Annotated in this window: 12 protein-coding genes and 1 pseudogene; 3 read left to right on the top strand and 10 right to left on the bottom strand. The window is 63.3% G+C overall.

Annotated features, from left to right (window positions below; translation table 11 throughout):
• The first annotated feature begins 15 nt into the window (after positions 1-15).
• Together PQ467_RS02735 and PQ467_RS02740 are read left to right on the top strand one after the other, a co-directional pair.
• Positions 16-1,344 carry a nucleotide sugar dehydrogenase gene (locus PQ467_RS02735; protein WP_274176073.1) on the top strand — a complete coding sequence of 443 codons (1,329 nt, stop codon included), beginning with the start codon at positions 16-18 and terminating at the stop codon, positions 1,342-1,344.
• 207 nt (positions 1,345-1,551) lie between these two features.
• Positions 1,552-2,679 (top strand): acyltransferase family protein, encoded by a 1,128-nt coding sequence (locus PQ467_RS02740; RefSeq protein ID WP_274175032.1) that lies wholly within the window; start codon positions 1,552-1,554, stop codon positions 2,677-2,679.
• A 143-nt stretch (positions 2,680-2,822) separates the two neighbouring features.
• Here PQ467_RS02740 and PQ467_RS02745 read toward each other — a convergent pair.
• The 6 genes and pseudogenes from PQ467_RS02745 to dapD form a co-directional block, all read right to left on the bottom strand.
• A pseudogene (locus tag PQ467_RS02745) lies at positions 2,823-3,109 on the bottom strand (hypothetical protein); the annotation flags it as partial.
• Between the two features lie 203 nt (positions 3,110-3,312).
• A complete protein-coding gene (locus PQ467_RS02750; protein ID WP_274175033.1) occupies positions 3,313-3,870 on the bottom strand; it encodes a thermonuclease family protein in 558 nt (185 codons plus the stop codon).
• A 4-nt stretch (positions 3,871-3,874) separates the two neighbouring features.
• On the bottom strand, positions 3,875-5,197 hold the full coding sequence (locus PQ467_RS02755) for a NupC/NupG family nucleoside CNT transporter (RefSeq protein ID WP_274175034.1): 1,323 nt from the start codon (positions 5,195-5,197) through the stop codon (positions 3,875-3,877).
• Between the two features lie 81 nt (positions 5,198-5,278).
• A complete protein-coding gene (locus PQ467_RS02760) occupies positions 5,279-5,716 on the bottom strand; it encodes a potassium channel family protein (RefSeq protein ID WP_274175035.1) in 438 nt (145 codons plus the stop codon).
• 47 nt (positions 5,717-5,763) lie between these two features.
• Positions 5,764-6,579, bottom strand: a complete 816-nt coding sequence (locus PQ467_RS02765; protein WP_274175036.1) for a glutaminyl-peptide cyclotransferase — start codon at positions 6,577-6,579, stop codon at positions 5,764-5,766.
• 19 nt (positions 6,580-6,598) lie between these two features.
• The gene (gene dapD, locus PQ467_RS02770; protein ID WP_274175037.1) at positions 6,599-7,441 is read right to left on the bottom strand and encodes a 2,3,4,5-tetrahydropyridine-2,6-dicarboxylate N-succinyltransferase; all 843 of its coding nucleotides are present in this window, start codon (positions 7,439-7,441) and stop codon (positions 6,599-6,601) included.
• A 151-nt stretch (positions 7,442-7,592) separates the two neighbouring features.
• On the opposite strand from dapD, the gene PQ467_RS02775 reads away from it, so the two are divergent.
• On the top strand, positions 7,593-10,013 hold the full coding sequence (locus PQ467_RS02775) for a S8 family peptidase (RefSeq protein ID WP_274175038.1): 2,421 nt from the start codon (positions 7,593-7,595) through the stop codon (positions 10,011-10,013).
• Between the two features lie 252 nt (positions 10,014-10,265).
• Here PQ467_RS02775 and PQ467_RS02780 read toward each other — a convergent pair whose 3' ends face one another.
• The 4 genes from PQ467_RS02780 to PQ467_RS02795 form a co-directional block, all read right to left on the bottom strand.
• Positions 10,266-11,552 carry a dipeptidase gene (locus PQ467_RS02780; RefSeq protein ID WP_274175039.1) on the bottom strand — a complete coding sequence of 429 codons (1,287 nt, stop codon included), beginning with the start codon at positions 11,550-11,552 and terminating at the stop codon, positions 10,266-10,268.
• Positions 11,553-11,652: 100 nt separating this feature from the next.
• Positions 11,653-12,837 (bottom strand): glycosyltransferase, encoded by a 1,185-nt coding sequence (locus tag PQ467_RS02785; RefSeq protein WP_274175040.1) that lies wholly within the window; start codon positions 12,835-12,837, stop codon positions 11,653-11,655.
• Between the two features lie 178 nt (positions 12,838-13,015).
• Positions 13,016-13,540, bottom strand: a complete 525-nt coding sequence (locus PQ467_RS02790) for a DUF2141 domain-containing protein (RefSeq protein WP_274175041.1) — start codon at positions 13,538-13,540, stop codon at positions 13,016-13,018.
• A gap of 3 nt (positions 13,541-13,543) precedes the next feature.
• A complete protein-coding gene (locus tag PQ467_RS02795) occupies positions 13,544-14,557 on the bottom strand; it encodes a hypothetical protein (RefSeq protein ID WP_274175042.1) in 1,014 nt (337 codons plus the stop codon).
• Positions 14,558-14,598: the final 41 nt, after the last annotated feature.

Below are 14,598 nucleotides of genomic sequence, written 5' to 3' on the forward strand. Positions count from 1 at the left end.
TTCGCTTTGACGTATATGTATTCCAAGGTGGCGGTGGGTGACGCCGCGCCTGTATCGCTTGGTTCTGTGGATGCGGCCCAGCGCGTGACGCGCGTGGTGGTGGTCGGGCTGGGCTATGTCGGCCTGCCGCTGGCTGTGGCGCTGGCGGGCAAATTCGAGACGGTCGGGCTGGATATTGATCAGCGCCGCATCGATGAACTGAACACCGGCCATGACCGCACCGGCGAAATCGACCGCGACCGGCTGGCCGCCAGCACGCTGGCGCTGGCCGCCGATCCGCAGGTCTGCCCCCCGGCCGATTATTACATCGTGACCGTGCCCACGCCCATCGACGGCGCGAATCGCCCCGATCTGCGCATGGTCGAGGCGGCAAGCCGCACCGTGGGCGCGATGCTGCCCGCCGCGATTGCGGAAGGGCGCGTGCCGGTGGTGGTCTATGAAAGCACCGTCTATCCCGGTGTGACCGAGGATATTTGCGCCCCCATCCTTGAGGCGCATTCGGGGCTGCTGTGCGGCAAGGACTTCTTCCTTGGCTATAGCCCCGAACGCATCAACCCGGGCGACCGCGAACACACGATCGACAAGATCACCAAGGTCGTTTCGGGCCAGACCCCCGAAGTGCTCGACCGCGTGGCGCATCTCTATGGCAGCGTGACCAGCGGCGGCACCTTCCGCGCGGCCAGCATCAAGGCCGCCGAAGCCGCCAAGGTGATTGAAAACGCCCAGCGCGACATCAACATCGCCTTCATGAACGAGATCGCCCAGATCTTTAACAAGCTCGACATCTCGATCTGGGATGTGCTGGCGGCGGCGCGGACCAAGTGGAACTTCCTGCCCTTCGCACCCGGCCTTGTGGGTGGGCATTGCATCGGGGTCGATCCCTATTACCTCTCGCACCGGGCCGAACAGTTGGGTCTCGATCCGCGTGTGATCCTGGCCGGGCGGGGCATCAACGATTCGATGGCCGGATGGGTGGCCAAGGAATTGCACAAGGCGCGTGGGAACAAGACCGGCAGCGTCCTCATGCTGGGCCTGACCTTCAAGGAAAATATCCCCGACCTGCGCAATTCCAAGGTCGCCGATCTGGTCTCGGCGCTGGGCCGTCTGGGCCATGGCGTGGCGGTCCACGACCCCCATGCCGATGCCGATGAGGCGATGCATGAATATGGCATCCCGCTGGTCCACGATGCGCTTGATCGGACCTACGACATGGTCGTCCTGGCTGTGCCCCATCGCGAATATTACGAAATGGGCGGCGAGGCTCTGCGCGGGCTGTTGAACGCGGGCGGTACGCTGGCTGATCTTAAGGGTGAGTTGGGGGATGCGGCGGATTGGACGCTGTGATTTAAGGGTGTGATTCAGTTTTGACCTGAATCTGAAATGGCTAGGTGGTGTGGCGTCCCGATGGATGACGGAGCCACACCGTCTCCAAATGCGATGCATCTGTACTTTCGGCCAAGATGGTTTGGCGACACTGTGACAATCGTAAAGCGGACCGGATCTGATGGGCAGATCCCGCAACCGGCTTTTCCATGATTTGTCAGGTATTGCATGACTGCGACAGGCCAAACTCTGTCTATGCCGAATTTTGCGCGGACCACTCCTCCGGTCCGGGGGCGCCTGCTATGGCTCGATGCGGCACGCGGCATCGCGGCCATTGCTGTTATGTGCTATCATTTCGATGATCTGCTGCATCTCCGTCCACTGCTGAAATCGGCCTACCTGGCGGTCGATCTGTTTTTTATGATGAGTGGGTTCGTCCTGTGTCATTCCTATGAGCAGAAATTGCTTTCCGGCCAGTTGAGCGTCAGAAGATACCTGCTGAGCAGATTCTTGCGCCTCTACCCAACCTATATTGTCGCAACGATGTTAGGGCTTTTCTATTACGTGGGCAAGATTGCGCTTAACGCCGACGACGCGCCTGGCGTTCTGGCCTTGTTGAAAATCCTTTCGTCCAATATACTTTTCATCCCTGTTGTGGTGGACAATCTGGTGCCGACAGGTATGTTTCCTTTCGCGCCCAGCAGCTGGTCATTGGCCACCGAGGTAATTGCCAGCATTTTGTTTGCACTGTTCCTGGTCCGCGCGGGCGGGCGCCTGTTGGGCGCGTGCATTGTCCTGTTTGGACTGGTTTTCTGCGTCTTCGTTGCCGAACATCGGATCTTCGATCTTGGATGGGGCATCGCCAATTTCATCCCCGGTATCTTCCGAACCCTGTTTGAATTTTCGTTTGGGATCGCGCTTTATCGCATCGCCAAGAGCGGTAAGATCGGGATAAGGCTGGACCCGGCTGTTTTTCTGGCATTGGTTACAATTGTGCTGGTATTCGGAGTGTATGAAAATATTGTCATTTCTGCGCTCTGCGCTTTTGTATTATTTCCCATGTTCATTCTCAGTGCGGCTGGAAAATCAATCTGCGGTTTTCGGCAAGTTCTGTTTCACGAACTTGGCCGCATATCCTATGCTGTCTATCTTCTTCATGCCCCAATGCTCTTATGGGTGGTCGGGGCTTATAAGGTAATCACTAAAGGCGATCCATTCGCGGGAGATGCGCGTTGGCTCGGCTGCATGCTTGTCCTTTGCGTGCTGATGGCCAGTTATATCGTCGTCCGATGGATTGATGAACCTGTCCGGGCTTGGATCGGCGACAAGTTGCGCGCGTCTCGTCAGCGGATCTAGCTCAAGCTTGGCCGCGTATCCTGATTATTCATAGATTCCTGGACGCGTTCGATCCTGAATGTGCGGAAGGAGGCAAGGCTGTCGCCTCTCGAATTCGCACGGCAGCAGCGGGACGCATCTGGAAAACTAGGGGCTATTCAATCCTCCCTCATGGCGTCAGGGATAGCGCTATGGTCCGGCGGGCATTTGCGCCGAACTGTCTTGAGATCGACACCAACCAGCCCGCAGGCCTTAAAGGCTCTTGGGCGTTACGAGATCGCATAGTCGGGCAATATCCTCAGCACTGCGTCCCGCCGCATTGCGTTTTCAGATTGTAAAACGTTGCCGTGCTCAGCCCACGTTTGCTAAATATCTCCACAGTCGGCAGCCCAGTCTCCAACTTCTTGATCATCCCGATAATCTGCGCCTCGGTGATACAACTCCTCATCAAACGCCTGCCACTTCCAGTACCAGACTCCACATCAGAGTGAGAGATTTTCCGGGGGGGAGGGGCCACGTCGCTGGAGGTAAAAACGGCTGATTTAGCAGGTTGGGGGCATTCCGGCCGTTCGCGCCAGTGTTGGCATGGAGCCTTGATCTAGCCTATGCGGCCACAAAGCGGGATGGCCCTTGACCACACTTTTCGCCAAACCCTCAATGACACCAATCCCGCCGATGCCCGGTCCACCGCTCGGCCAAGCCTTCGCTGACCAGCACGTCGCCGAGGCTTTTGCCGCCCCGCGTAATGTCGCGCAATTTGCGGCCATATTTGTCGGTATCGCGGCTGCCCTCGCTCACCACCGAAAAGGCGCCCGCATTGAGCAGGCCCATCAGCCGGTCGCGGGCCTTGTCGCCCAACTGCTCCTCATAGTCGCATTGGGGGTGGCTGATTTCGGGGGCGTTGATGTCGGCGATGCGGATCTTCTCGCCTTGATACCATATCGTGTCACCATCGACGACGCAGGTGACACGCACCTTGCCCTTGCACAGGGCAAAGCGGGCCGATTCGCGGTCCTGCGCGCCGGGTTTCAGGTCCGATGCCGTCACGCCCGCCGGTTGCGGCGCGCTCCATTGCCGCCAGCGCGTGCTGACCACGCTGATCGCCATCAGCAGCAGCACGACGGCGAAGACCACGCCGATACCCGGCTTGCGCCTTGACCGCCCGCGCTTGGGCATGGCGGCGGCCCATTCATCATCCCAACGCTGGCTCATGGCGTTACAGCGACAGGAACAGCCCGGCCAGCGCCGCGCTCATCAGGTTGGACAGCGCGCCCGCCGCCAGAGCCTTCAGCCCCAGCTTGGCGATCAGCGGCCGCTGGTTGGGGGCAAGGCTGCCGGTCACGGCCATCTGGATCGCGATGGACGAGAAATTGGCAAAGCCGCACAGGGCAAAGGTGACGATGGCGACGGTCTTGGCCGACAATTCCCTGGCCTGACCCAGATCGATGAAGGAGACGAATTCGTTGAGCACGATCTTGGTGCCGAACATGCCGCCCGCGCGCATTGCCTCGGCCCATGTCGGCGCGCCCAGCAGGCTGAAGATCGGGGCAAACAGATAGCCCAGCAGTTTCTGGAACGAGAGGTCGGGAATGCCGACCCAATGCCCGATGCCCCCCACGATGCCATTGGCCAGCGCCACCAGCGCCACAAAGGCCAGCACCATCGCGCCCACGGCCACGGCCAGCTTCACGCCGGTCTGCGCGCCTTCGCTGGCGGCCATGATGATATTGGCGGGGCGTTCTTCGTCATGGGCCTGGGGCACGGGTTCGTCCACATGCACGCCGGGCTGATGCGTCACATCGGCGCGGTTGAGCGCCGCGGCGGCCAAACCGGCAGGCGGCGCGATATTGTCGGGCAGATCGCCATCGACCGGCGGCGGCGTGCGCGGATCGGGCATCATGATCTTGGCCATGCAGATCCCGCCCGGCGCCGACATGAAGGCGGCCGCCACCAGATAGTCGATGCGGATGCCCATGCTGGCATAAGCGGCCAGAATCGTGCCCGCCACGCCCGCCATGCCCACGGTCATCACGCAGAACAATTGCGCTGGCGAGAGCGCGGCCAGATAGGGTCGGATCACCAGCGGCGCCTCGGATTGGCCGACGAAGATGTTGCTGGCCGCGCACAAAGATTCGATCCGGCTGATGCCCGTCAGCTTTTCAAGGCCGCCCCCGATCCAGCGGATCACCAGCGGCATGATGCGCAGATAATAGAGGATCGAGATCAGCGAGGCGAAGAAGATGATGACGGGCAGCGCCGAAATGGCAAAGCTGGCCCCGCCGATCTCTGGCTTGGCCAGTGGGCCGAACAGGAAATCGACCCCCGAATGCGCATAGGCCAGCAGCGAGGAAACCCCGCCCGCCACAACCTGAAGCGCGGCATTGCCCGCCGGAACATACAGCACCAGCGCCGCCAGCCCCGCCTGAAGCCCGAAGGCGGCCAGCACCACTCTTGGCCGCACCGCGCGCCGGTTGGACGAGAGCGCAAAGGCGATCCCCAGAATGAGCAGCATTCCCAGCAGGCTATGGATAATCGGCATGAAAGAGGTCTATCCCGTCTTGGCGCAACCGCCCATCGGTAATGCAGCGCGGGCCGGGCCGCAAGCGCCATCAATGCGCCGTTAATGCGCGTCTATACGCCCCAGCATGCGGAAAAAGAACGAGGTGGACCAGCCCAGCAGCAGCATGCCCAATATGCTCTCAAACGCCCCGATCAGCCGCCATTGGCTGGTGATGTGAATGTCGCTGTATCCCACGGTCGAATAGGAGATTGTCGAGAAATAGAGTGAAGGCTCAAGCCCTTGCACCGCGCCCACCGCGAAATAAACCAGCGCAAAGGCCCAGATTTCAACCCCGTGCAGCGCGATGATCGCCATCACGATCGAGAGCGTAAAGGCCGCCCCGCGCGGCGAGAGCGGGCGGATATGGCGCAACCTTTCCGCATTGGCCTCGCTGCGCAGCGCGCGGGTCAGGCCGAACAGGCCAAAGCCATGCACGATCACGCATAGCACGACCATGACCGAAGAGACGGCAAATTGCAGGAACAGATTGTTGCCCATGAGGCCTCAGACATGACGACGCGAGGCCGTCTTGTCCATGTCCCTGATCAAGGATGCGCGCCGGCGGGGGCGGGCGGCGCGATTTCAAACATCACCGGCCATTCCTTGCCTGTGACATAAAGATGCTTGCCCACCGCGTCCCATGCAATGCCGTTGGCCACCTGATCCGGCCCGGTCGCCCCTGCCTCACGCGCCAGCGCGGTCAGGTCGATCCAGCCTTTGACGCGCCCCGTGGCGGGATCAATCCGCGCAATCCGGCTGGTCATCCAGACATTGGCGAGGATCTCGCCATTGACCCATTCCAGTTCGTTGAGCATGTCCACCCCCATGCCGTCGGCGGTGACGCTCAACGTGCGGCGGGTGCGGAACGTGGCGGGGTCGATGAAGCGCAGCGTGCTGCTGCCGTCCGACATGATCAGTTCGGCCCCGTCAGGCCGCGCCGTCATGCCCCAGCCTTCGCCAAGGTAGGTAAAGCGGCCGATGGGCTTGAACCCCGCGCGGGTGAAACGAAAGCCCAGCCCGTCGCGCCATGTCAGCATCAGGATCTGATCGCGCCATGGCGCAATCCCCTCGCCAAACAAGGGGCGCGGCAGGTTGGTCTGTTCCAGCACGCGGCCCGAATTCAGATCGACGCGGCGCAGGCTGGAGCGCCCCTCCATCCCGGTGCTTTCGAAAAGCTGTCCACCATGGATGAACAGCCCCTCGGTATAGGCATGGGGATCATGGGGCAGGCGGCGCAAAACCTGCGCCGCCGCCATGAGGGTTTTGGGCGCGCGCGCGCTCTGTGCATCCGCCGCGCCGCAGGAGGCCGGCCCCAGCGGAGCCAGAACGGCGAGCAGCAGAGCGAGGACGCGCTTTGTCATAAGTCCCTGCGGCCCCGGATCAATCGCGCAGCAATTCGTTGATGCCGGTCTTGGCGCGGGTCTGCGCGTCCACGGTCTTGACGATCACGGCGCAATAGAGGCTGGGGCCGGGCGTGCCGTCGGGCAGCGGCTTGCCGGGCATCGAGCCGGGCACGACCACCGCATAGGGCGGCACGCGGCCGATATGGACTTCGCCCGTGGCGCGGTCGATGATCTTGGTGCTGGCGCCGATGAACACGCCCATGGAAAGCACCGCGCCCTCGCCGATGATGACGCCTTCAACCACTTCGCTGCGCGCGCCGATGAAAGCGCCGTCCTCGATGATGACGGGGCCAGCCTGAAGCGGTTCCAGCACGCCGCCGATGCCCACGCCGCCCGACAGGTGCACGCCCTTGCCGATCTGGGCGCAGGAGCCGACCGTGGCCCAGGTATCGACCATCGAGCCTTCGCCCACATAGGCGCCGATGTTGACGAAGCTGGGCATCAGCACGACGTTCTTGCCGATGAACGAGCCCGCGCGCGCCACCGCGCCGGGCACCACGCGGAAGCCGCCTTCGCGGAACTTGGCATCGTCATAGCCGTCGAACTTGCTGGCCACCTTGTCAAACGCGGGCGCGCCCGCCGCGCCGCCGGGCACCACGGCATTGTCGTTCAGGCGGAACGAGAGCAGCACGGCCTTCTTCAGCCACTGATTGACCACCCATTCGCCGTCGATCTTTTCCGCCACGCGCGCCGCGCCCGATTCCAGCAGGCCAAAGGCTTCCTCCACAGAGCTACGCACATCGGCGCTGGCGGGGGTCACGGTGTCGCGGGCTTCCCAGGCGGCCTCGATGGCGGTGGCAAGGTTGGTAAAGTCGGTCATGGTCTTGGCCTCTTTGCGAAGGGGGACGGCATTAAGCCTGTTTGACCACAGCGCCTATCGCCTGATGCGCCATAGAACAAGGGCGAAGGGGCATCGTTACGCGCTGTTTACTGGAAAGGATGCATGAAGGGGCGCGCAAGGGGATGGGAATATGAATCGCAATGGGGTGAACAGATCGTTGGCGCTGATCGGGCGTTTGCCGCTGACGGCGCTGGTGGGCGCGGGTCTGGCGGGGCTGGCGGCCTGCGGCGGGGGTGGGGGCGGATCGGTCAATTCCACGCCCAGCGGCACCAGCAGCGCCACGCCCACACCAACCGCAACCGCGACCGCAAGCCCCAGTCCGACCGCCACGGCGACCACCACGCCGACCGCGATCATCACCCCCACGCCCTCGGCCAGTTTCCAGACGGCGGAATATAACCGCTCGACCGGCCCGTCCCAGCACGGCGCGATCACCGCATGGGCGGCGGGCGCCAGCGGGCGGGGCATCACTATCGGCATTATCGATTCGGGGATCGACAATGCCAATCCGGAATTTGCCGGGCGGATATCCTCGGCCTCCACCGATCTGGCGGGCAGCCGGGGATTGAACAATCCCGACAGCGACCACGGCACGATTGCCGCGCTGGTGGCGGCGGGCGCGCGCAATGGCGTGGGCGTGATGGGCATGGCCTTTAACGCCACCATCGCGGCCATGCGGGTCGATACCGCGGGCAGTTGCGCCACCAGCAGTGGTTGCAGTTTCAACGACAACACCATTGCCCAGGGCATCACCGCCGCCATCGCCGCCGGTGCCAAGGTGATCAATCTGTCGCTGGGCGGATCGGTGCCCAATGCCAATGTCAACAACGCCATCGCCGCAGCCGCCAGCGCGGGGGTTGTGGTGGTGGTTTCGGCGGGCAATGATTCGAACGCGCAGGTCGATCCCTTTGCCTCGGGCGTGCGCGCGGCGGGCAATGGCAATGTCATCATCGCCGGCTCTGTCGGATCGACCAATGTCATTTCCAGCTTTTCAAACAAGGCCGGGACCGAGGCGGCATGGTATCTGACGGCGCTGGGCGAACAGATCTGTTGCCAGTATGAAAACGGCGTCATCAAGACCACGGTTTCGGGTGGGACGACCTATACCACGGTGTATAACGGCACGAGCTTTTCCGCGCCCCAGATTGCGGGCGCGGTGGCGCTGCTGCGGCAGGCTTTCCCCAATCTGACCGCGGCGCAGGCGGTCTCGATCCTGCTCAACACCGCCACCGACCTTGGCGCGACCGGGCAGGATACGACCTATGGGCGCGGCGGGCTGAACATTGCGGCGGCCTTCAATGCGCAAGGATCGACTTCGCTGGCGGGCACCGCAACGCAAATGGCGCTGGGCGGGACCAGTGCGGCGATGTCGCCCGCGATGGGCGATGCGGCGCAAGGGGCTTTGGTCGGCTCGGTGGTGCTCGATGCCTATGGGCGGGCGTTCGGGGTCAATCTGGCCAATGGGCTGCGCGGCGCATCGCTGATGCCCAAACTGGCCCCGGCGCTGGCCAACCAGAATCGCGGCTTTTCGCTGGGCGGCGGGGCGGTGGCGATGGCCTTTACGGTGGACGCCACGGCGCGCAATCTGGCTCTGCCATGGTCGGGCGCGCTGCGGCTTTCGCAGGAGGATGCCAGCGCGGCGCGCGTGCTGGCCGGGCGGGTGATTGCGCGGTTGAGGCCGGACCTGTCGATGGGCTTTGCCATGGCGCAAGGGGCCGATGGGCTGGTGGCCTCGCTCCAGGGGCAGGACCGGCCCGCCTTCATGGTGGCGGGCAATCCGCTGGAGGACACCGGCTTTTTCCGCAGCGGCGAGACCTCGCTGGCGATCCGGCGGGGCCTTGGTCAATTGGGATTGGGCCAATGGGGCCTGACGGTGATGGGCCAGCAAGGCTATGGCTGGACCGGCGCGCCGTGGCAGGCGCTGGGCGCATCAAGCCAGAACGAGAGCCGCGACATTGTGCAGCGCTTCGGCTTTGCGCTGGACCGGCGGCGCGGCGATGTCGAGGCCAGCCTCGGCGCAAGCTGGATGAGCGAGCAGCGCGGCGTTCTGGGCGCGCGTTTCAATCCGGCGCTGGGGGCGCATGGGGCCGATACGGTGTTTGTCGATGCCGCGCTCGGCTGGCGACCCTATCCCGATTTCCACTTCGGCGCGGCATGGCGCCAAGGCTTTACCCAGGTGCGCGGCTCGGGCTTTATCGGGGCGGGGTCGGGGCTGGTGTCCAACGGCTGGGTGGTTGATGGCTCGATCGCCAATTTCTTCAAGGTCGGGGATGTGCTGGCGCTGCGCGTCTCGCAACCTTTGCGAGTCGCCAGCGGAGGCATGAATTTTCACCTTCCGGTCGCCTATGACTATGACACTGGCGCGGTCTGGGGGATGCGGCGGCTGTCTTTGGCGCCTACGGGGCGCGAGGTGGATGCCGAGTTGGCCTGGCAGTTTCCGCTAAAGGGAGGCTCGGCGGGGCTGAACCTGTTCTGGCGGGGGAATCCGGGGCATTACGCCGCGTTGCCCGATGATCGGGGGGTGAGTTTGGGGTGGAAGAAGGGGTTTTAGGGTTTGTAGGAGGTGGGTGCCTCCGGCGGGTTAAGGGCGGGGGGCCTTAACAATCCCGATAATGGGGTGGTGTGTGGGGGCAAGGTTGCGCGCGCTTTAGGATTCGAAAGCCTGCGGCGCTTTTAGCGATGATCTTGCCGCGCCGCAGGCTTTCCAATCATCCGCCAAACGTAACTTTTCCGATCCCACACCCACCATTCATGGGATTGCAAAGGGACGAGTCCCTTTGCCCGCCGGAGGCAAAATCCCTAATTAAAACGAAGTCGGATTCTCAATCGCCGGATCCCCCTTATGCGCCGCCGCATAAGCCTCAGCCGCCTTCAAAACCCGCAGGAAATTCCCGCTGGCGATCTTTTTCAGATCCTCCTTGGTATATCCCTTGCGCGCCAGTTCGACGAAGAGCGCGGGGTAGGCCGAGGTGTCGGGCAGGCCTTGCAGCCCCACCGAGCCGCCATCGAAATCCGAGCCGAGCGCGATATGGTCGATGCCGATGCGCTGCTTGATATGGTCGATATGGGCGACGACATCGGCCAGCGTGGCGACGGGCTTGGGATTGGCCTTTTCCCAATCGGCCAGCGCGGCGGCGGCGATGTCGGGCCGGTCGGGGTGGAGCGCCTTTTGCTGCGCCATCACGCCTGCGCGGGCGGCGTTCCATGTGTACTGGCCGGGGCTGATATAGCCGGGGAAGAAGTTGACCGCGACCACGCCGCCATTGGCCTTCACGCGGTCGAGCACTTCGTCGGAGACGTTGCGCGGGTGGCCAGAAATCGCCTGCGCGTTGGAGTGGGAAAAGATCACCGGCGCGCCCGAAACCTCCAGCGCGTCCAGCATCGTCTTCTGGCTGACATGCGAGAGGTCCACCAGAATCCCCAGCCGGTTCATCTCGCGCACCACATCCTTGCCAAAGCCGGTGAGGCCATTGTGCTGGGGCGCATCGGTGCCGCTGTCGGCCCATGGGGTCGTTTTGAAATGCGTCAGCGTCATATAGCGCACGCCGATTTCATGAAGCGTGCGCAGCACGGCCAGTGAGCCGCCGATCGAATGGCCCCCTTCCGCGCCCAGCAGGCTGGCGACCTTGCCCGCCTTCCACGCCTTTTCGACGCAGGCGGCATCGGCGCAGAACTGCATCTCGGCCGGATTGGCCGCGATGATGCGTTTCATGACATCGACCTGTTCCAGCGTCGCCTGCACCGCCTGTTGGTCGTTCAGCGCCGCCGAGACATAGACCGACCAGAACACAGCCTGGAGATGGCCCTGCTTCATGCGGGTCAGATCGGTCTGCATCGGCACGATCTTGGGCTTACCCTCGGTATTCCACTTGTCATCGCCCGGTTCGCGGGTGGTGTCGTGGAAATCAAAGCCTTTCAGCACATCGTGGCGCCGGTCGCGCACTTGTTCGGGCACGTCTATATGGCCGTCCCACACCGGGGCCTCCTTCAGCGCGGCGGCGGCGATCTGTTCGGGCGTCTGGGCCGGGGCGGCAAGGAGGCTGGAGGTCGAAAGCAGGAAGGCAAGAGCGCCGGAAATCGCGTGTCGCATGAAAGCTCCGCAGCAGGAAGGATTTGGCGCGCACAAGAGGCCATCGCCCGCCCCCGCGCAAGGGGGGTAAAGCGCGTATCAACATCAGTGTCAGGAAAACTCAGGCGACTTCTGCACTTTCCGGCGTGGCCGTTTCGGGGCCATGCCCGCGCCGGGCGCTGGCGTAATCGGCAAACAGCGCCTCGAAATGGCCCTGCGTCGAGACCACCTTCACCTCGGGCGGAGCCTTGGGCAGGTTGCGCAGCAGGCGCAGCGTGGCTTGGGCCGCCGCCATGGCGCTGCCCGCGTGATAGGTGACGCCCGCGCCGCCGCGCGCATGGTCGGCCGCCCCGCCGCGGTCCGGCACGATCACCGGCACCCCGCTGGCCCGCGCCTCGGCGGCGGCCATACAGAAAGTCTCGGCCTCGCACCCATGGATCAGCGCATCGGCGCTGGCCAGAATGGTGGCGAACTTGGCGCGGTCCTTTTCGGGTTTCAGCAGTTTGATATGCGGATTGCCCGCCACCTGCTTCAAAATCCGCGTCTTTTGATTGCCCGCGCCCAGCAGCACCAGCCCGATCGGCATCGACTGGCTGGCCGCCGCCACCGCATCCACGATCATCGGCCAGCGCTTTTCCGGGCTGAGCCGCCCCACGCCGATCAGCAGTTTCGCACTTTCAGACAGGCCGCACATTTCCAGCAGGCGCCGCCGGAGGGTGGGGCTGCGCCGCTTGGGGCTGAACAATCCCGCCTCGATCCCCATCGGATGCAGCACCGTATGCGCCACGCCGCCTGCCGCCAGACGGTCGCGCAATTCGCCGCTGGCGCAAACCACGCGCTCGAACTGATGGCCCAATTCGCGCAGGTGCTTCCAGAAAGGTTCAAAGCTGCGGTCGATGGCCTCGCGGCTCATGATCGGTTCAAACCAGCGATAGGCATAGGCCGAAAGCGGATCGGCATGCATCACCAGCGCACGCGGCGCATCGCCGGGCCAGCGCGCCACCATGCTGGCGCTACGCCATGGCGAGGACACTTCAAGAAAATCGGGCGCCAGCGCGGTGATCGCGGCATGCAGCGCTTCCTCATCCTTGAAATACCAATATTTGCGGTCCAGCGGAAAGCGCGGCGCCGGGATCGTCACGATCCGCGCCATCGGCCCGCGCTCGATCACCTCATGCCGGTCGCCGGGGGCCAGGATGATGATTTCATGGCCCAGTTCCGGGCCAATGCGCATCTTCTGCTCGACATAGGTTTTTACCCCGCCGCCATGGGGCGTGTAAAAGGCGCAAACATCAACGATCCGCAACTGGCCCCTCCTGTCGCCGGACAGGTCTGCATGTCCGATGCCCGATGCCCGATGCCGGGCGGCATCCGCGCCGCATGTGGCCTTTGACGGGGCAAAGTGCAAGGGCGAGTGTGGAGGCCGTGTCGAGGTTTTGTGGAGCGCGCTTCGGGCCGATACCTGAAGCGCCGCCTGCCCCCCGTCAATTGATCGGCGACATGCCCAGACCGTTGCGATAGTTCAGCGTGATGGAAACGCGCGTGGGGCCATTGCCCGCCACCGCCTTGGTCGCGGCGGCCTTGGGCTTATGCCAACCCAGTTTCGGGTTGGAGGCAAAGCCGATGCCATCGACCCACCAGCCGAACTTGCGGTTGTTGTCGCGGTCATGCAGCAGCATGATCGAATAGGCGCCCGCCGCCGGAACGCGCACACAGATCTGGACATTGCCGCTGGCGGGCGTTTCTTCCTCAACCCGGCGGAATGCCTTGCCCTGATAGACGAGCACATTGTCATCCATCAGAAAATCGGTGTCATTGTTGGGATAGACCTCAAGCTTGAGCTTGCCGGTGCGATCCTTGAGCCCCACCACATCGACCAGAAAGGCCGGACCGCTTTCGCCGGCGCGGCATTTGGCTTCCGCCTTGCCCAATTCGGGCGTGGATGCCAGCGGCACCGACGGCTTGGCCGGCGCCTCGGCGGCAAGGATCAGGGGCAACAACAAGGCCATGCTTTATCCTTCTTTGCGCGAGGTGATAAGGTCGACAGTGGCAAACACCGTGCCCACGATAATATGGGCAATCGGGTAAAGGACCGCCATCATCGCCAGCAGGTATGAAATCTGATCATCATGCCCCATCAGGAAGATGGCAAGCCCCGAAAAAGCAGCGTCTTTATAAGGGACAAGCGGCAGGCGCGAAATCAGCATGCGCAGCGTGGCCAGCACCAGCCAGACGCCATAGGCAACCTCGGGCAACACCAGATGCCACATCAGCGCGGTCAGGCCCACATAGCCGATGATGCGCAGGAAATGGACGCCGGTGATGATCCACAATTCGCGCCGGGGCAGCGAAAACAGCTTTTGCCGGAACAGCAGGATGACAAAAGACGTGATCAGCACCACGCCCAGCGAGGTGAACACGGTGGTCGTGTCCTTGCCCATCACGCCCGACTGGATGATCTTCCACGCCGCGCCCAACATCACCAGCGTGGCGATATTGCCCGTCAGCGCCGAAAGGATCGCCATGTCCTTGATCGCGCCGAACGGGGCCGTCACCATGCCCAGACGCGCCCGCGCCCAGGCATAGAACTGCACCTCGCCCAAATAGGACATCAGCAATTCGTTCGACACCTGTTTGCGCAGCAGCGCCGGGATGCCCGAGGCCGGAATGCGCCACAGTCGGCGATAGATGACCCATTCGGAAAGCGGGGGCATCATGTAATTGATGGCAAACACGATCCAGAAGGGCGCCGAACGCGGCACCATCTGGATCAGGCCCTTGGGGTCGAGATCGAGCAGGCGCACCGCCACCACCACCAGAATGGCCAGCGAAATGAGCGAACTGGCAAAACCGGCGATGCGCGAACGGCGCTTCTTGTCGGCCTCCTCCAGCGCGATGTCGCGCACGGGGGCGGGTTCTGCGGCCGATTTCGGGGCCTCGCCATGGGCGGGGCTTTGGGTCAACATCTGATGTGCTTCCTGATCCGCCACGGTGGGGGCCGCGCCCGATGGTGTCTTGTCGCTCATAATGGCGCCGCCTTGGCAGGCTTTGCCCGTGAATGCCAGTA

Origin of the sequence: Novosphingobium sp. KACC 22771 (genome assembly GCF_028736195.1) — a bacterium.
Classification (GTDB): Bacteria; Pseudomonadota; Alphaproteobacteria; order Sphingomonadales; family Sphingomonadaceae; genus Novosphingobium.

Coding starts and splice junctions, on each gene's coding strand:
- PQ467_RS02735 (WP_274176073.1), top strand. CDS start 16: ATGTATTCCAAGGTGGCGGTGGGTGACGCCGCGCCTGTATCGCTTGGT.
- PQ467_RS02740 (WP_274175032.1), top strand. CDS start 1,552: ATGACTGCGACAGGCCAAACTCTGTCTATGCCGAATTTTGCGCGGACC.
- PQ467_RS02750 (WP_274175033.1), bottom strand. CDS start 3,870: ATGAGCCAGCGTTGGGATGATGAATGGGCCGCCGCCATGCCCAAGCGC.
- PQ467_RS02755 (WP_274175034.1), bottom strand. CDS start 5,197: ATGCCGATTATCCATAGCCTGCTGGGAATGCTGCTCATTCTGGGGATC.
- PQ467_RS02760 (WP_274175035.1), bottom strand. CDS start 5,716: ATGGGCAACAATCTGTTCCTGCAATTTGCCGTCTCTTCGGTCATGGTC.
- PQ467_RS02765 (WP_274175036.1), bottom strand. CDS start 6,579: ATGACAAAGCGCGTCCTCGCTCTGCTGCTCGCCGTTCTGGCTCCGCTG.
- dapD (WP_274175037.1), bottom strand. CDS start 7,441: ATGACCGACTTTACCAACCTTGCCACCGCCATCGAGGCCGCCTGGGAA.
- PQ467_RS02775 (WP_274175038.1), top strand. CDS start 7,593: ATGAATCGCAATGGGGTGAACAGATCGTTGGCGCTGATCGGGCGTTTG.
- PQ467_RS02780 (WP_274175039.1), bottom strand. CDS start 11,552: ATGCGACACGCGATTTCCGGCGCTCTTGCCTTCCTGCTTTCGACCTCC.
- PQ467_RS02790 (WP_274175041.1), bottom strand. CDS start 13,540: ATGGCCTTGTTGTTGCCCCTGATCCTTGCCGCCGAGGCGCCGGCCAAG.
- PQ467_RS02795 (WP_274175042.1), bottom strand. CDS start 14,557: ATGAGCGACAAGACACCATCGGGCGCGGCCCCCACCGTGGCGGATCAG.